Raw genomic sequence first — 18,384 nt, 5'->3', positions numbered from 1 at the left:
TCAGCAAAGCGATTTCTACCGTTCGTAGATCGGTAGAAATCGGTAATTCAAGGCGAGTGCAAGCATCGACATTGCTGTTCCGTACGCCTCGCCATGTTGGCTGCGGAAACTCCCGGAATCACCTTGCATGTCATGGATCTGGCGAACGTTGAGCTGGTTCCACTTTTTCCAGGACTCGAAGTCGGCTTGAAACAATGCTTGAGCCATATAGTAGCGGAAGTAAAAGGGGTAGCTGTTCCCGGGATATTCAAGATTATTTGTGATTTGTTTCGTCAGACCGGCGAACTGCTCGATGTCTTTTCGATGACCGATGGAAAGCACCAAGGTTGAAATGGCTTGCAAATTTCTCGACCCGCCGCCGCCAATGCCTGAGTACCCTACACTCCCTTGCTTCGTCGTCATTTTTGCAAAGTATTCCAGTGCTTTGTCGATGGATTCGTCGGGGACTTTGATTCCGGCATTTCTCGCTGCCAGCAATCCCATGAGGACTGCACCCGAAACGGACGTGTCGGCATCGTTCGATTCTGGAGAATATCTCCATGCACCCCATTGATTGTTTTTCTGCGAAGTGACAGCACAGCGAACCGCGAGTTCGAGTGCTTCTCCAATTGTCCGTTTGTGGGTGAGATCGGTTTCTCCCTGCCAGACGAGGTCGTCATCAAGCACGCCATACACTTCAGAAAGCCCCAACATTGCGAACCCGTGGTGGTACATACTTCCCGGGAGGTATCCTGTTTTCGCATCCTGGCTGCGAATGAGATTTCGAACAGCTGCACAGATATTTTTATGATACTTCCCGAAGTTTGGGTCTTCTCCGCTGGCGAGAAACGCCATCACACACATGCCCGTGATCCCGGAATTTCCAGAGCCGCCATGACCGATCTGAGAGCCGCCCCAAGATCCATTTTCGGATTGATTTTCAACCAGCCAGTTTAAGCCTCGCTGATAAACTTCCTCAACTTCTGCGGGGACTTCGTCTCCGTAACGAAGCTCTGAATCCTGTGCTGTTGCGGATGTTGACAGCAGGAATCCAGCAAGCAGAACGAAGCAGCCAAGGCGAAGCTTGTTCATGATGTGTTTGAGATGAATGTCATTGATGGATACATCAGTCATTAATTTTGATTCTCCAAAGCGTTGAAGAACGCATCAAGTCCGTTGCGGAATTCTTCAGGAAGCTTCTCTGAGGTGGTTCCGCTCGATTGGTCAACGGTGCGATCCTTGACTTTTGCGTTTGGATCGGAAGTGGCTCCGATTGTTGCCAGCGCGACACGTTGTGTGTCTCCGTCACCACCGCCGCCTGGAGTCGATCCGCCGCCACCACCGCCACCGTTTGGGTTGGCTCGTTTGGATTGGAGCAGAAGTTCAATCGCTTCGGTTTCCGCCGCGATTGCTTCGGGGCCAGTGTCGGGGCGTTTCAGGATTTGGGTTGCGTCGTTCATTGCCAGTGCGGCTCCTGTGACGATTTGAATTTCCTTCGAAAAGTTCTTCTCGCCATCAGGGAGTGCACGAATATCTTTGACGACATCTTCCGTTCGTTTTTGAAGCAGAGACTGGGTTGTTGACTGCAGCTTTGCGCGGGTGTCATATTGGTCGACTTCCATCGCTGCCCGTGATTGTTCAAGTGAACGAGTTTCTTCGCGCAGGTCTGTTTCGGCTTCGATAATCCGCATGACTTCGAGGACAATCGAAGGTGGCAGGCTGACGGAATTTCCACCTTTGCATGCTCCGCAGTTCGATGGAGAGACCAGTTCCTCGCCCCAACGATCGAGTGTGTCTGCCCAGAATTCTGCACGAACGATGGCTTCACCCGAGAGGTTTTCCTGGACTCGCTCACCCAGCTCGTTGAGTTGGGCGACCGGTTCAAGTTCTTTCATTTCATCCAGGATGCGTTTGAATTTCTCGTCTTTTTTCCGACCAAAATAGGCTTCGAGATCGGATTGAATTTCCCAGACATTTCGGCTTTGAGCAACTTCAGATTCTGCAATGTTGGCTAACTGTTCGATCTGACGCTGGTCGAGTTCATCCGACGTGACACCGAACCCTTTGAAGACTGTGCGGTTCAAGCTTTTGGCAATTTCCATTTGTCGCCGAGAAGCAGCTTTGAACCGTTTAACGAACGTGCTGTTTTCCAGGTCGTCCAGAATGGCTTGCAAGTCTTCTCGAATCTTATTGAAGTCATCAATCAGGCCGGCTTGAAGTTCGACTGCTTCGTCGACTTGTTCATCGGCCCCTTCCTCTTCTTCGTCATCTTTGGGCTCTGGCTTTGGTCCTCCGTTTAGCACGGTCGATGGCAATCCCAGTTTTCCGGTGCTTGGTTTTTTCTTTTTCGGTTTGCCAGCCTCCGCTTCATTTGGCTTATTAAATCCAGATTCGACATCGGTGATGCTGGGGGCTTTGGGGACTGCCGGGCCTTCTTCTTCATCTTTGGCACCAAGCTTCCCACTCGCTTGGTTTCGATTGTTTCCAGCTTTGGGGGCAGAGTCGGATTTGCTCGGTTTCCCTGCTCCCGGCTTGGGTTTGGCTGTCGATTTTGCTTGAGCAGCATCGTTGAGTAAGTCTGCGACAGAGGGCATGCGATTCTCTGAAATATCACGAAGCTGTTTGAGTGCCTCAGCCCATGTTTCTAAATGGCCCACCAACATTTCTGGGTTGCGAACAGCTTGTTGAATCAGCACTTCTCCCTGAGTTGTCACGGCATCGAGCCGCATGGCGTTAGACTTCTCTGCTGTTGCCTGGCTTTTGAGTTGTTGCTGGACCTGTTTGGATTGGATTTCGTCTCTGGACATGCGGCGGATTTCTCGATTCGCATCATGCAGGCGAACTTCTTCCTCGTAAACATCATCCGCTAAGCTGGCCCATCTTCTGAGTTGATTTGAGAGCCAAATTGCGTGGTCTTGTGGAGACATGACATAAAGGACATAAGTCGGCGAGAAGGCTCGTCCTCGTTCCGGGTGATAATCTTCTGCGAACGCCTGAATTTTCAGTGCTTGCGGGCGAACTTGATCTGCTTCGGCAGAGAAAGTCGCTGTTGCGGAGAGCGTGACCGCCTCCGGTTGGCCGACACTGACCACTTTTTCACCGTTGTCTGGATCTGGATTATGGAGGGCGTCTTGAATCCCTTCCCAGCGGAGTCCCACGTTCTTCAGCCCGAAGTCATCGCTTGCCGAAAGTTCAAACGAGATCGTTTCGGTGGAAAGAACGACTTGCCGAGGATCAACCTGTTGGCAGTAGACACTTGGTTCTGCATCATCGACGGCGTTGATCTTCAGTTTAAAATCGTCCTTCGGCGTCAGACCCAGTTCGTCTTTCCAGCGCAATGTCAAATAGCCAGAGTCAGCAACACTGACTTCAGAAATGAAGAGCTGATCACCGTCGATTTTTGAGCTTTCGCCAAGAGCGGCTCCCTCTTTGAGGATTCGATTGATCGTCGCAGCAAAGTCGACCTCAGATCCTTTTACGACAGAGATGACTCCTCCTCGAACGTCCGTCTTCAAGTTGCGTGAATACTGAAGATACTTTGGCAGTTGAATCGATGCCTGCATCTCTTTGAGTTCGGGGCGAGTTGCTGTTTGAACCCGGACAGATTCACGAACATCACCGATCCGGACGTTGACATGAGATTCAGTTGTTTGAGCAGGAATCAAGAATTCGTACTCGCCATCTTTGAGGTCGGTGGTGATGGCAGCACGGGTTGCACTCGATTTCGCCGTTCCTGTTTTCGGAGACCAGCGTGTCTTTTCGCCCAACTTTGCTTTCAGGGAAAACTCTTCACCATGTGGAACCACGATTTCTGAGGGCAGTTGGTCGATTTGCGCGAAGGTGTAACGGTCAACGTTCCTCCAAGGGGTCAACCAACGGGTCAATGCATTTGTTCCGGCAGCGGGGACAATCACGAGACAAGTCAACATCAGGGCTAGCGGAACGGCAGCGACTTTCAACCAGAACCCATGTTGTGGATCCGGGACGGCATCGAGAAGGTCTTTGTCTTTGACAGTCGCATCGACCTGATTGATAGCAGCCTGCGTCAACGCGGAACTGTCAGTGGTGTGCCGTTCGCTCATGGCCAGTTCAACAACCCCAAGGAGTTGGTCGCCCAACCGGGGGAACTTGATTCGCACCAAGCCAGCAACCTGTTCCATTGTTCGTGTGCCCCAAATCCACCGGTGGAGTTTCAACGGTAGAAAAAGGCCCATCCCCAGTGCACCGACAATCAGAATCGCAGCACGAAGTAGAGCGGGGGTGTCAAAGAACCGGTCCAGGACGAAGACCAGCAAGTAAGAAACTGCTAAGCCAAAAAGTCCAGCGAGCAGTCCTTCTGCGATCTTGATGAATCGGACACGCTTTTGGAACTCTTCCAGTCGTCGTCGTGTTCCTTCTGGCAATTGTCCACGTTGTCCCGACGACTGGGCTAATTCGACTTGTCGATCGTCCATTTGCCGAATCTCCATTGTTCCAAGAGAAATTGAGAGATGAGAGCATTTTCAATGCTTGTCTTGCCCGTGAAGATCATTTTCATGATTTCATAGAGTGCTCGCCACGAGGCAGGACGTACAGGCAAAAAATTGACTTGCTCTAGAAACACATCTTCGCTGGCTTGTCTTCACTGTCTGGTTTTCGTTGACTTACCCGTTTGCTAAATCACCGAAAAGAATTGTTCTTGAAGTTCTCGAAAAACGTTGTTCCCGAAGATGTCGGGAGTTCATACGTCTGGAAATAAATTTCTGCGGATTGTTTTGTGAAATTTACTGACAACAGCCAAGATTCACATTGCTGATCAAAATGGCTATTCGACTAACTCAATCCTTGCTCAATCCTTGGTTTGAAGGCAGTCCCTGCAGGTCGATTCACAATGTAGAAATATACATTGATCAGGCAAAAACTACCAGAAGAATCCACAAATTCCGACCATGACAGCCAGTTGCCTGAGCAAGCGGTTTCACTCCTGCCGGGCTTGGAGGTCAGTAAATTCATAGTAGGTTTCTCGCGCTGAAGATCAGGGCTTGCTCCTCAAACCTTGGTTTCATCGACACACCAATGTCGCAAAGCCCGAATCTTCGGAATGATTGAACGATGGTATTTCTCTGTCTCATAGAATTGTTGACAACGTCTTGAGTTCGCTGGAAAGAGAGCGGTATTGTAGGAAATGTCATAGAATTGCCTTATTCCCGCATTTTTCCCCGTTTCGATGGGAGATGCGAATTCTGGTTTTTCTGTGACACTCAACTTCTTCTGCTTGGTGAAATTTCTCGCTGAGCGTGTTTCAGCGGGATCATCGAAGTGGGCATTTCAAGAATTCTGCTTGTCTCCGGAGCAGCGAACTTCTCAACGCGAGATGTGTGGGAAGGTTACCGAATTGGTCTGAGTCTGATTGGGCTTGATGTTGTTCCTTATCCAACGTTCTCGATGCTGAAGGTTCTTAGCCCGGAATCGGTTTGCTCGGATATCCTTGGGACGGCACTGGACGTTGAAAACCGGATTGATTGCGTGATCTTCATCGATGGCCTCTATTTTCGTGGCAAACGCTCTCGAATTCCTCTTTCAATCCGTCGGGCTGGAATTCCGACTGTCTTAATCGCCACCGATGATCCTTATGAAGAAATGCCCAACGTTGAGTCCCTTTACACTCACCGATTCACGAACGAGTTGAGTTGCGCGAACGAAGAGACCATCTACCTCCCGACAGCCTCGCTTGAGTTTCCGTCAATTCAGCGACACGCGAAACCACGTTACGCCGTTTCCTTCCTGGGAACAGTTTTTGAAGATCGACTTCCTCTGCTTCTGGAAGTCGCGCGACATTGTGAGCAGGAGCAAAAGCGGTTTCTCATTGCGGGTAAGATACTTGATGGGAGAAAGGAGTTTGGGAAATTTAGAATGACGGACCTCCGCGAGAAAACGATTGACGGTCCTGAAAAATGGGAGATCTATTCAAATTCCATCGCGACCTTGAACATCTTTCGAGAATCTGAAGTCGCTGAGTCGGCAAGCCCCCGAGTTTACGAAGTGACAGCTTTCGGCCATGCGTCGCTTGTCACAGGTCCGCCGCGAAAAGAAGTACGCGATCTTTACGGAGAGAACGTTGTGTATTTCGAAGACGCCGAATCGGTCATCACTGCTCTCGAAGAAGTCTGGTCGGACGAGGAGACTCGTATCAAGAAAAGCGAGCAAGCCCGACAAATTACACTCAACTCTCATTTGTATGAGCATCGTGCAGAGCGACTGATCTCGCATCTTCGTACAGCTGAGCAAAGATCCTCAGGGGCCCAGGTTGCGGAGCACCAGATTGGCTGGATCATCGGATGTGGTCGAACCGGCTCGACATGGCTGGCTGAGATGTTGGGGGATTTCCCCAAAATTCGTAAGTGGCATGAACCGTATTTCGGTCGTCTGTTCAAGCATCTTCAGGATCGTCCCGAGGACTACCAGCGGCCAGCCTCATTCTTTTCGAAGAAGCATCAGAAAATTTGGCTCGATGGCATTCGTAGAATGTTTTTCGAAATGATCGAAGATCGGTATCCGAAGTTTGGCGAACATAGTCTCGCTGTAAAAGAGGTGAACACACCCGAGCTCTACCGTTGGTTGGCGATCCTGTTCCCACAGGGCAGGCTGATTCATCTCGTCCGAGATCCGTACGATACGCTCGATTCTTATCTTGATTTACAAAAGCCTGGAAGCTGGAATGATCGCTTCGGTGATCAGGCTGATCCTCTGAATGAACCCAACGTACGCCGCACCGCAAAACATATTCGCAGTACGATGGAACTCGCTTTGGAAGCTTATGAGGCTTTTCCTGTCGAGCAAAAGCTGCAACTTTCTTATGAAGACCTGCTCCGCGACCCGGCGGCTCAGCTCATCTCCTGTGGAAATTTAATCTCGGCGGAAGTTGACCCGGAACTGGCTGCCAGCATTGCGGAGAAGCATCATTTCAAGAAACATCAGAAAACCGGGACTCTGGAATTTCGCCGGAAAGGACGCTCTGGAGTTTGGAAGGATTCTGAAAATTTCACTTCCGAAGTCCTGAAAATCGCCAACGAACAACTCGGTCCGCTGCGAGCAAAACTCGGCTATCAATAGTCGCTTCAGCGAGTTCGAGCGTCCCGGATACACGGGATTCGTGCCGTTTTTTAAGTCTGCTCAAGCATTTTCGGGTATGCTGCACACGCTCTGTCTTGTGGTGGGCGGTACTTTCTGAAGAAAGCCGTTCTTCACCGGCTCAAGAAACACGAATGTATTCTAGCGAGCCAGGGATTGAGACACTATCATCTTCTCGATGCTGGTTCTTGAGCGAGAACTCGTTACCCGGTTCAGGTTGCGTGATTCGTACAAGACCATTCGGACCCAATTGAATTGCTAGTAGAAATCATAAAGGATCGACGGCCCTGTCATGAAGATTCACGAATATCAGGCGAAAAAATTGTTTGCGGAAATGGATGTTCCAGTTCCGCGTGGGATCGTCGTCAAAACGGCAGAGGATGCAGGGAAGGCCTACGATGAGCTGGGCACAGCTGTATGTGTAGTGAAATCCCAGATCCATGCTGGAGGACGTGGGAAAGGACGCTTTGTCGAACACCCGGAGCAAGGTGGCGTCGTTCTTGTGAAATCTCGCGAAGATGCCATCGCCAATGCTGAAAGAATGCTCGGGTCGACACTCGTCACAATTCAAACTGGTGAAGAAGGCAAAGAGGTCAACACGCTTTACGTTGAACAAGGTCTCGACATTGCTCGCGAATTATATTTCGGAGTCGTCGTGGATCGCGAAGTTGGGCTTCCCTGTGTGATTGCATCACAGGAAGGGGGCATGGCGATTGAAGAGATTGCTGAAGAAACGCCAGAGAAAATCATCCGCGTTCATTACGATCCTGCAGAAGGCTTGCAACCGTTTCAGGTTCGTAAAATTGCTTACGCACTCGGCCTTGAAGGGGCTGCAATGAAAGCGGCTGGGAAATTCTTCCCACGCATCTGTAAGTTTTTCGCAGTCAACGATTGCAGCTTGCTCGAAATTAATCCGCTCGTCGTCACAGGTGATGGTGAACTGCTGGCACTCGATGCCAAAGTTGCTTTTGACGAAAACGCGATGTTCCGTCACAAGAATTTCGACGAGTTGCGTGATTTGAGCGAAGAAGAGCCCAACGAAGTCCAGGCTCAAGAGGCAGGGCTCAGCTATGTGAAGCTCGATGGAAACATCGGTTGCCTTGTGAATGGGGCCGGATTGGCCATGAGCACAATGGACTTGATTAAGCTACACGGCGGCGAACCGGCCAACTTCCTCGATGTCGGTGGAGGAGCAAATGTTGATCAGGTCACCGAGGCGTTTCGCATCATCCTGGCTGACGACAACGTCAAAGCGGTCCTCGTAAATATTTTCGGTGGGATCATGAAGTGTGACACCATCGTCGAAGCATTGCTGACAGCATACGACAAAATCGGCATTACAGTTCCGCTCGTCGTCCGCCTCGAAGGGACGAACGTCGAGAAAGCTCGCGAGATGCTCGCCAACTCCGGCAAGCAAATCACAACCGCGAACGACCTCACCGACGCAGCCCAAAAAGTGGTCGCAACACTCGGTGCTTAGTTTCTGTCGCTTTCGTCTTTCAACCGTTCAGCTGCACGCTTCAAGTGTGCATCTGAACGGTTTTTCAGAACAGCTTATGCATTCTGCATCTTGGCGATCTGTCTACCAATTCATGAAGTCTACCAGGACGTGAAAGTGCGCTTCGTGGACACGACAAGCATTGAACAGACTTCAGGCGTCGTTCTTTTCAACTTCGGAGTCGGTGTCATCATCGATCGAATCGGCTTTCTCTTCGGCTTCGATCTTTGACTCGTTCGAATCGATTTCCGGTTGAGCCAGTCTCTCAACGTGGGTTAGCTCTGCTCTCAAGAATGCAAACGGCGTTGCATTGACGAGGACTTTCGCTGCTGCCAATGTTTTCAGACCCACGTTTCGGTCTCCAAACCGAAACTCATATTCTGCCTTCAGCAGGTTGATGTAAGCATCCCCCGGAGCGAGATACTCCGCTTTTTGAATCTGTGCGAGAGCAGTTTCAGAATCTCCGGAGTCCATGGCGACAAGGGAGCGAAATGAATGAATCGCTGCCAGGTTGGGGGAGATGGATTCCATCTGGTCTGCGGTTTCCCGAACATCGTCGATTTTTCCCAAGAATCGAGATGCCCGAGCAACAATTCCGAGTCGACCAAGGTCATCTTTCAGATCGTTTTTGACCTCATCGAGCACATCCAGCGCCGTTTGGAATTCTTCGCGATCCAGGTGCATCAGCGCTTCCATCACCCACGGATGTTTGAATTTCGGGAAATCTTTTTGGAGTTGCCGCATCGCCTGAATTGCTCGCTCTTCTTCTCCTGTCATCCAAAACGCGAGTATCAAATCGTTTCGCACCGCGGCATTCGGTTTTAAGCTCTCCCAGTTCACCCGGCCTAATTCAACGGCATCTGCCCACCTTTTCTGATGAAACGCTAAACGAATTTGTGCCACAGGAGAACGTGCCGCTTTTCGCTTATTCCAGATGATAAACAGGACTGTCAGCACGGCGACGAAAATCCAGAATATGTACGAACTGAAGCCCGTATCATCCTGAACGATATTCTCAACGTCTTGCGAGAGAGACCAACTTATGATGATGAAAAAAAAGACCGCTGCAATGACAGCTATCACACTCAGTTTCGAGTTCTGCCCGACCTGTCGGCGTTTCATCTCTGAGCGGACTTCTTTTCGAATCGCTTTCTGAATCATCAATTGAGGGAGAAAGAAGATTGTCGCAAGGACAAGACCGCGCACCATCTGCCAATTGTCTGTTTCGGGAACGAAGAAGCAGGAAATTAAAATTCCGACCCAACAGAGAAAGGCAATTCTGGCTCCCCATCTCCTTTTGATAGCCGTCCTCGGAGACCAGGTGATCTTTGGTTGGTCATCCGCAGGGGCATTCATAGCCAATGCCGAAAGACGCTCCTCTTGCGAGGGGTGAGTCGCCATTGAGTAAGCCAGAAACGAAGCCCAGCCCTGATTGTTGACAGCAGAAACGATGTGCGTTTTGTCGAGCGCTGTGATCGTCGCGGAAACGCCCGCAACTTGCGCAGCTTTTCGATCGCTGTCGTATTCGAAATATCGGCTGACGATCCTGCTTAACCCAGCAAACACCGCCATTCCGAACATCAATGACGTCCAGAATCCAAACAGGGTTGAGACCAGAATGGGGCACGCCCACGCGAGTGCGGCAAAGATTGGAAAGCACCACAAAGATTTGTTTGCAATGTGCCCCAGTTCATGTCCGACGATGGCATCGACTTCATGCTCTTCGAGCCTCATCAAGACCCCGTCGCTGAGAATTAATGAAGGCTGCGGCAGCCCACCTGCGAAGGCTTGTATCATCATTGGACCTCCGGAACTGGGAAGCAGCCGAGCGACAGGTGGTCGAATTCCCAATTCAGTGGACATCCGGTTGAGCCGGAGCAGAAACTGTTCGTCATCAACCTTTGTAAGAGGCTCCTTCGAGCCAATCCAACGAATCGCTGGAACAAAGTATAAGCTGACCCAAAAGGTGGACAGAATCGTTGTGATGACTGCGACATGGAAAGGTGTGTCGAGTTCGGTCTCCTCGGGAAGCAGCATGAAATACAGTAGAAAAATCTGAAATGGGAGAGACTGGAACAGCGCCATCACTGCAGAGACACCAATGAGTCGTTTCCAGGTTCCCTCTCCCTCGATTCGTTGGCGATTTCCTTTCCAGATGTCCCAGATCACAATTAGCAACCAGACCAACACACCCCAGAAAATCAGAATTGCCACTCTCCCAGACCTTGTTGATGAGAGTTCTGGGAAGTGTTGACGGAGTCGGTTCTCAATTGTCTCGCGAAGTGGTTGAGAAGGTGAGCTGGGAGCATGTTCATAGTCCAGATCCGTATTAGACTCGATCAGCTTCTTCGCTGTGAGACGATCCGCCTTGGCAAGTTCATGCTTTCCAATCTGGTCGTATGAATCGGCTCGATCATTAAGGAAGTCGTACTCGTCGAGTGGGTGTAAAGGCTGACTCAGTAGATCCGTGAAAACTTCGATCGCTTCTATCGGACGATCATTGTCGAGATAGATTTGCGCCAGATACCGACGTTCTTCGAGGACCAGAGATGGTGATCTCTGTTTGTTGGCGATGTCGGCCTTGAGCATCTCAATCGCAGCTTCCAGGTCACCTTGCATTTCGAGCTGCGCTACTTCATTGAAAACTTCCCATTCATCTCGGGCCGACGAATACCCTTCCTGCGAAAAACTGTTCGCTGAGAGTCCCAGAAGTATGAGCAGAGAGAGTGCGAGAACTTGCGTTTGAAGACGCTTCATTGCGAGGTTTCTTTCTAAGGATATCTCTCGATATCAATGGCAATCTGCTGGGGTGAGCCGTTCGGTCATGTGGTTTTCTGAGAGGCGGAGCATTTTTCGGTAGCCATTGACCCTTTCCTCTCATCGAGACCTTTGACTACGGCTGGTGAACCGCAGTCCACTTCCCACAACGATTCACTATTTAACTTTCTAGAACTGATCCTGAAACCTGAAATTGCTCTCTCAAGCATTGAGGAAAGCGGTGATTGCAGAGGTTTTCAGACTGGTTCTAGTCAGTTTGGGGGAACGGGAATCTTTCAAAAGCGACTTTTGAACAGGTGGTTTCGGTGAAGGCTTTGTCCAACAGACCGACTTGCTATGATACTCAACATGACTATCAAAAAGACACCTCGCAAGCGGGCAGTCATAGCAGTTCTGATGACTGCTGTCATGACTCAATTCGTCCCCCTGAAAAACGTTTCAGCTGGCTCTCCAGATCGCCCCAATATTGTGGTGATTATGGCTGATGATATGGGGTACGGGGACATCTCCTGTTTCGGCAGTCCGCCATACAAGACACCGCATTTAGATAAATTGGCGGCTGAGGGAATGAAGTTTACCGATTTTCATTCTAATGGCTCGGTATGCAGTCCGACGCGAGCAGCCTTGCTGACCGGTCGATACCAGCAGCGGGCCGGGATTGATGGTGTCATCAATGCAGATCCAAAGGTGAATCGGCATCATGGCTTGCAGATGTCGGAGATCACCTTTGCGGAAGAGTTAAGTCAGGCTGGATACATCACGGCGATGTTCGGCAAATGGCACCTCGGTTACGAAGTCCAGTACAACCCGACGAAGTCCGGATTCGACGAGTTCCGGGGATATGTGAGCGGCAATATCTGTTATCAGTCGCACCTGGACAGAATGGGAATTGAAGACTGGTGGCACAACGACAAGCTGAGCCCAGAAGAGGGCTACTGCACACACCTCATCACCAACAACACTGTCGAATTCATCAAGCAGAACAAGGACAAGCCGTTCTGCGTTTATGTTGCTCATGAATGCGTTCACTCCCCATTCCAGGGGCCCAATGATCCACCTGTCCGAGTAGCTGGAAAAGTGGGAGACATCCAGTCTGCGAAAGTCAAAGATGTTGCGCGGGCGTACAAAGAGATGATGATTGAAATGGACAACGGCGTCGGAGAAATCGTCTCAACGGTACGTGAACTCGGGCTCGACAAAAATACGCTCGTGCTATTTTTCTCCGATAATGGAGCCATGAAATTAGGATCAAATGCCCCCTGGAAAGGATTCAAGGGAAGCCTCTGGGAAGGTGGGCATCGAGTTCCAATGATTGCCTGGCATCCCGATCACATTCCCGCCGGTACCACTTCCGGGACTCCTGCCATGACGATTGACATCATGCCTACGCTTCTCGATTTGGCACAGGTTTCAGCATCAACAGAAAGACCATTGGACGGCGTCAGCCTGGTCCCTGAGATGTATGAGCAAAAAACTCTCCCGCCTCGAACGCTCTATTGGAGTTTTCGGAAAAACTGGGCTGTCAGGGAAGGAGATTGGAAACTCTTTGCAGAGACGAAAGGGAAGCGACAATTGGCAGACTTTCAACTCTTTAATCTGCAAGATGATCCTGCTGAAGAGATGAATCTCGCGACGAAGTTTCCGAAGCGTGTGCAAAAGATGATGGAAGCCCATCGCGAATGGGTGACAGAGATCGGTCAAACATCGACGAGACAGCCAGACGTTCCGTAGTTCCCGGCGGCGATCATCTTTGCCCTGATCTCGTGTCGCAAACAGTGCGACTCTCTGTGTCAGGCTACTTGTTCCACCAACTATTCCAATACTTATTTTGTGCAGCAGTGCATTTCTACAAGACAATCAGAGATCAACAACGTTGTAGGCTGCACGTGATGATGGGAAAGACCATTGTGGTCCTGTCACCGTAGCATTGCTGTGACTTTATTGCTCGATGAGATTTCAAACATGATTACAATCAACCCGTTACTTACGCCGCAAGATCTCTTGCCCGGCATCCAACAGATGTGGGAAGCCTCTGCTGACTGCATCAACAACATCGAAAGTTCATGGTCATCGGATCAAGGCACTCCGGTGTTCACAATCGACGGAACATATACTGCGCAAGGTTGGACGGAGTGGACGCAGGGGTTTCAGATTGGCTCTGCCATTCTTCAGTTTGACGCCACGAACGACGAGCAATTTCTGGAGCTCGGTCGAGAGAAAACAATCCAGTTGATGGCCTCCCACGTCAGCCACATCGGAGTCCATGACCATGGATTTAACAACATCAGCACTTACGGGGCATTACGCCGTTTGATGCTGGAAGGACGCATCCCGTTCAATCAACGAGAACTCGATGTCTACGAGTTGGCGCTGAAAGTGAGTGGGGCGGTTCAAGCATCTCGCTGGAGTGAAACCTTCGACGGTGATGGGTACATTTATTCTTTTAATGGTCCGCAATCACTGTTTTGTGACACCATTCGCTCACTACGTTCGCTGGCAATGGCTCATCACTTGAAACATTGCCTGATGGGGGAAAACGACGAAGCGATTTCACTTCTCGAACGCCTGTTGATGCACGCTCATTGCACAGCCGTTTCTAACATTTTCTACGGAGAAGGCCGCGACACGTACGACGTCCGTGGGCGTGTCGCTCATGAAAGTCTGTTTAATCTGAACGACGGTCGCTATCGCTGTCCGAGTACTCAACAGGGGTACAGCCCATTTTCAACTTGGACGCGCGGTGCAGCCTGGATCATCTCTGGATATCCCGAACAAATCGAATTCCTCGAAACGATTCCAGACGAAGAGCTGGAACTCTTTGGAGGTCGAGAGCAAATCGAATCATTCATGCTCGAAGCTGCGATGGCAGCCTGTGATTATTACTATTCCGAAACTCCGACCGATGGCGTCCCCTATTGGGACACCGGAGCGCCGGGCTTGGCTCAACTCGGCGATTACAAAAACCGTCCAGCCGACCCATTCAACGATTTAGAACCGGTCGACAGTTCAGCGGCAGCGATCGCTGCCCAAGGATTTATTCGTTTAGGAAACATTTTAAACTCGCGTGGAAACTCCCAGGGAGATCATTACTTCCAGATCGGGCTGACGATTCTCTCGACTTTGCTGCAAGATCCATATTTAAGCTTCGATAGTTCACATCAAGGCTTGCTGCTTCACTCGGTGTACCATCGTCCACGAGGTTGGGACCACATCCCCGAAGGCAAAAACATCCCTTCGGGAGAAGCGTGCATGTGGGGCGATTATCATCTTCGCGAAGCGGCTTTACTCGTACAACGAATTGCAAACGGCGAACCTTACTACACATTTTTCGGACAACCTGTCGGGAAGGATTCTTAAGATGATTGGGCAACATATTACTGAGTTGGACACGCCATCGCTGTGCATCGATCTTGCGGTCATGGAAGCGAATCTGAACAGCATGATGAGTTATCTCAAAGAGCATGGGAAGAACTGGCGACCACATGTGAAGTGCCACAAGCTCCCAGTGATCGCTCAAATGCAGGTTGACGCTGGAGCGATCGGTGTCACATCTGCAAAGAGTTCAGAGGCAGCCGTCTTCATTGAAAATGGCATCCCGGATGTGCTGATTGCCAACATGATGATCGGAGAACAGAAACTTCAGCGAATCGCCAAGCTTTGTGCAATTGGTGATCCTATTATTGCTTGCGATCACTTTGTTCAAGCAGAGGCTTTGTCCGATGTTTGCCGTCAAAACGGTGTGAAGTGCCGAGTGATTCTCGAAGTCGATCTCGGGATGCAGCGAGTCGGAATCCGGCCCGGCCCGGACGCGCAGCAACTCGCCCGCGGAGTTAACAAGCTTCCCGGAGTCGAACTTGTGGGGATCATGGGATACGAAGGTCACCTGCTTAGTGAGACAGACGAAGAGAAAAAACAGAAGCAGATTTTCACGGTTCTCTCGTTTCTCGAAGAGCTCCGGGATGTGATGCTCGCAGAAGGGATGTGTTGCGATATCGTCAGTGCTGGCGGAACCGGTTCGTATCAGATCACTGCCAAACATCCCGCTGTGACAGAACTTCAGGCAGGTGGCGGGATCTTCGCTGACCGCTTTTACCTCGAACGCTGCGGCGTGAAAGGGTTGACACCATCCTTAACTTTGGTGGCGAGCGTGGTCAGTCGTCCGAGTTTGGAGCGTGCGGTACTCGATGTTGGAAGAAAGTCCGTTCATCCAGATATTCATCCGCCGACAGTTCCATCAATGGTGAGCGGCAAAGCACTCAACGATGCCGAGGTAACGCAACTCAGTGCAGAGCACATGACACTCAAACTGGGACCAGAGTCTCAAAACCTGATCGTCGGTGACAAAGTCATCGTCTCACCGGGATACAGCGACCATACAACTGTATTGCACAACGAGTTTGTCGGCCTGCGAGATAATCGTGTCGAGTGCATCTGGCCGATTGCAGCCCGAGGGAAACTCAAGTGACAATGAGAACGCTACATTCGTATTACCATTGCCTGGAAATTAATTCGAAGGTTTTTCTCCGACATAAAGCGTCGCGATCCCAAATGTCAACGGGATAAATGAAGCGTTGATCATTCCGCATTCTGTCATGATGTCAACGAGTTCCTGCCCGCATGGGAACTCTGTCACGGATTGAGGGAGATAGTTGTATGCCTGCTCGGAGTTTTTCGCAAAGAGCTGACCGAGTCTCGGTAAGACATTTTTGAAGTACCATCGGTATCCGCCTGCCAAGCCGGGCATCGTCGGATTCGAGAATTCAAGAACAGCGACTCGACCGCCCGGTTCACAAACTCGCAACATTTCCTGTAAGCCAGCACGCGTATCTGCGACGTTCCGAAGACCGAATGCGACAGAAACAATTTGAAACATGTTGTCGTCAAACGGAAGTTCTTGTGTATCGGCTTCTTGAAATTGAACTTCTGCTGTTGTTTGTTTTTCCGCAGCACTCAACTTGTCGAATTTGGTTCGTGCGCGTTCGAGCATCTCCGGGGTGAAGTCCGTTCCAAAGACCGGAATTTGTTTGTTGCCTGCTTTCCAATACGTCAACGCAAGGTCACCCGTACCTGTGCAAACATCCAGAATCGGTGAATCGTTTTGAGGAGCGACTTTCTTCACCGTGAATGATCGCCAGTAGATATCGACTCCACCTGAGAGTAGGTGATTCATCAAGTCATAGCGGTCAGCGATCTGTCCGAACATTCGTTGGACACGTTCACCTGATTTGTCGACAGTCATCGTCGCTTCGGACATTCTTGCTCAATACCTAACGCGGCCAGTGCAACCGCGACAAAATGAAAAGGCTCAATCGGGCCGCCGGATAAAAGGCCAGTGATTGAAAGTGAAGGGGACATGTATGAAGTTCGACCTTCATTTTGAATCCCCAGAATCCACGAAAAGTGCTCTCGCCTGCGGATCTGCAAGACTCTAGCTAGTCGGGAATTCCGTGAGAACCGAATTGGAAATCTCTTCAGGAATTTTTTTAATTGAATCAGTTTGACCGATAGTTCTCTGAATTCTTAACTCAGGGGACTGAACAGACTTCAATGCAGATCGTATTCAAAATGTAGTTTAGTCACCTCGGGATGTTTTGCGAATGAGAAGCGGCCAAGGCTTGCGTTTTGTTCAGTCTGGGGAGACAGCAATCAGCGATGGCTGAGAGAATCGCCCCCGTGAAAGTCACTTTCATGACTTCATAGACTGCTCACAACGAGGCGGAGCGTCAGGACTAATATCGATTTTCTCTCTCCCCAGCTAGGGAACTTTCTTTCCTGCAGAACGCCTCGTACAATTTTATCAACACTCATTGATCAATTCAGGAGCCATCGTGCAATTCTACTGCCCCAACTTCGCGACATCCCGCCGCTTCTCCTTTCTCGCACTGATGATCTTCGGGAGTGGACTGATGCTCAATGGCTCAGCAGGAGTCGCTGCCGAGCCAGCCACAGTAAGTCCTGAAGTCCGCAAGATTCATAACGAAGGAATGTTGTTTGATGGTCACAATGACTTGCCATGGCAAATTCGAAAATTGGCGAGCGGGTCGTTTGAGAAACTCGATATTTCCAAACCACAACCGGAACTCCACACAGACATCCCGAGACTTGCCAAGTCCGGATTGAAAGCTCAATTCTGGTCCGTCTATGTTTCCGGAGACACAATCGACAGCAACGACTCGCTTTTACGAACTCTCGAACAGATCGACGTTGTCCACAATATGTACAAAAAATATCCGGATCACTTTGAGGCGGCGTCAACGACCGATGATATTCAGCGAATTATAAAATCGGGGAAAATTGCTTCGATGATGGGCGTCGAAGGGGGACATTCGATAGAGGGTTCGCTCCAGATGCTCAATAAATTTTATGACGACGGTGTCCGTTACATGACCTTGACTCACAACCGTAGTCTGGACTGGGCCGGTTCGTGCAACGGCGATCCGGATCAGGGTTTGTCTCCATTTGGTGAGGAAGTCGTACGGGAGATGAATCGGCTGGGCATGCTGGTCGATCTGTCGCATGTTTCGATTCAGACGATGCGCGACGCACTTCAGGTGACAAAAGCCCCGGTGATTTTTTCACATTCATCTGCACGTGCAATTTGTGACCATCCACGAAATGTTCCCGACGACATTTTGAAACTCCTTCCGGAAAATGGTGGAGTTGTGATGATCAACTTTTTCCCAACCTTTATTGTCCCGACTGAAATTTTGAAGAAAGACAAAAACGCTCTCGGTGATCTTGGGATCGTCGTCGACCACATCGAGCATGTGATTAAGATTGCTGGAATCGACCACGTCGGGATTGGATCGGACTTTGATGGTGTCTCAAAATTGCCAGTGGGTCTCGAGGATGTCTCGACGTATCCAGCGATCACAGAAGAACTTGTTCAGCGAGGTTATTCAGCGGAAGAAATCCATAAAATACTGGGAGGAAACATCTTTCGAGCATTGAAAGATGCAGAGGAGGTTGCGAAGAGCCTCAATAAGAATCAGGACTGATTTTAACTCACACAGGTGCAT

Annotated in this window: 10 protein-coding genes; 6 read left to right on the top strand and 4 right to left on the bottom strand. The window is 50.2% G+C overall.

Annotated elements, in window-relative coordinates; all coding sequences use genetic code 11:
• Positions 1-15: 15 nt before the first annotated feature.
• Positions 16-1,113: a prenyltransferase/squalene oxidase repeat-containing protein gene (locus Mal48_RS12875; protein ID WP_231739548.1), complete on the bottom strand. Its 1,098-nt coding sequence runs from the start codon at positions 1,111-1,113 to the stop codon at positions 16-18.
• Complete coding sequence (locus tag Mal48_RS12870; protein WP_145199942.1) at positions 1,113-4,433, bottom strand: hypothetical protein; 3,321 nt, start codon at positions 4,431-4,433, stop codon at positions 1,113-1,115. The genes Mal48_RS12875 and Mal48_RS12870 overlap by 1 nt, the downstream gene beginning before the upstream one ends.
• 844 nt (positions 4,434-5,277) lie before the next feature.
• Between Mal48_RS12870 and Mal48_RS12865 the strand changes: the two genes are divergently transcribed.
• Positions 5,278-7,071: a sulfotransferase gene (locus Mal48_RS12865; RefSeq protein ID WP_145199939.1), complete on the top strand. Its 1,794-nt coding sequence runs from the start codon at positions 5,278-5,280 to the stop codon at positions 7,069-7,071.
• A gap of 310 nt (positions 7,072-7,381) precedes the next feature.
• The gene (gene sucC / locus Mal48_RS12860) at positions 7,382-8,569 is read left to right on the top strand and encodes an ADP-forming succinate--CoA ligase subunit beta (protein ID WP_145199936.1); all 1,188 of its coding nucleotides are present in this window, start codon (positions 7,382-7,384) and stop codon (positions 8,567-8,569) included.
• Positions 8,570-8,740: 171 nt separating this feature from the next.
• On the opposite strand, the gene Mal48_RS12855 is transcribed toward sucC, so the two are convergent.
• The gene (locus tag Mal48_RS12855) at positions 8,741-11,344 is read right to left on the bottom strand and encodes a M48 family metalloprotease (RefSeq protein WP_145199933.1); all 2,604 of its coding nucleotides are present in this window, start codon (positions 11,342-11,344) and stop codon (positions 8,741-8,743) included.
• Positions 11,345-11,713: 369 nt separating this feature from the next.
• Here Mal48_RS12855 and Mal48_RS12850 point away from each other — a divergent pair, with 369 nt between their 5' ends.
• From Mal48_RS12850 to Mal48_RS12840, 3 genes are all read left to right on the top strand, one after another.
• Positions 11,714-13,096: a sulfatase-like hydrolase/transferase gene (locus Mal48_RS12850; RefSeq protein ID WP_231739545.1), complete on the top strand. Its 1,383-nt coding sequence runs from the start codon at positions 11,714-11,716 to the stop codon at positions 13,094-13,096.
• A 231-nt stretch (positions 13,097-13,327) separates the two neighbouring features.
• Positions 13,328-14,722 carry a glycosyl hydrolase gene (locus tag Mal48_RS12845; RefSeq protein ID WP_145199930.1) on the top strand — a complete coding sequence of 465 codons (1,395 nt, stop codon included), beginning with the start codon at positions 13,328-13,330 and terminating at the stop codon, positions 14,720-14,722.
• A 1-nt stretch (position 14,723) separates the two neighbouring features.
• The gene (locus Mal48_RS12840; protein WP_145199927.1) at positions 14,724-15,830 is read left to right on the top strand and encodes a DSD1 family PLP-dependent enzyme; all 1,107 of its coding nucleotides are present in this window, start codon (positions 14,724-14,726) and stop codon (positions 15,828-15,830) included.
• 39 nt (positions 15,831-15,869) lie between these two features.
• Here Mal48_RS12840 and ubiE read toward each other — a convergent pair whose 3' ends face one another.
• Positions 15,870-16,619 carry a bifunctional demethylmenaquinone methyltransferase/2-methoxy-6-polyprenyl-1,4-benzoquinol methylase UbiE gene (ubiE, locus tag Mal48_RS12835; protein ID WP_231739542.1) on the bottom strand — a complete coding sequence of 250 codons (750 nt, stop codon included), beginning with the start codon at positions 16,617-16,619 and terminating at the stop codon, positions 15,870-15,872.
• A gap of 574 nt (positions 16,620-17,193) precedes the next feature.
• Between ubiE and Mal48_RS12830 the strand changes: the two genes are divergently transcribed.
• Positions 17,194-18,363 carry a dipeptidase gene (locus Mal48_RS12830; protein WP_231739540.1) on the top strand — a complete coding sequence of 390 codons (1,170 nt, stop codon included), beginning with the start codon at positions 17,194-17,196 and terminating at the stop codon, positions 18,361-18,363.
• Positions 18,364-18,384: the final 21 nt, after the last annotated feature.

This window comes from Thalassoglobus polymorphus, from assembly GCF_007744255.1.
GTDB lineage: Bacteria > Planctomycetota > Planctomycetia > Planctomycetales > Planctomycetaceae > Thalassoglobus > Thalassoglobus polymorphus.
The sequence above is the reverse complement of the archived record's forward strand: the minus strand, read 5'-3'. Positions and strand labels throughout refer to the sequence as shown.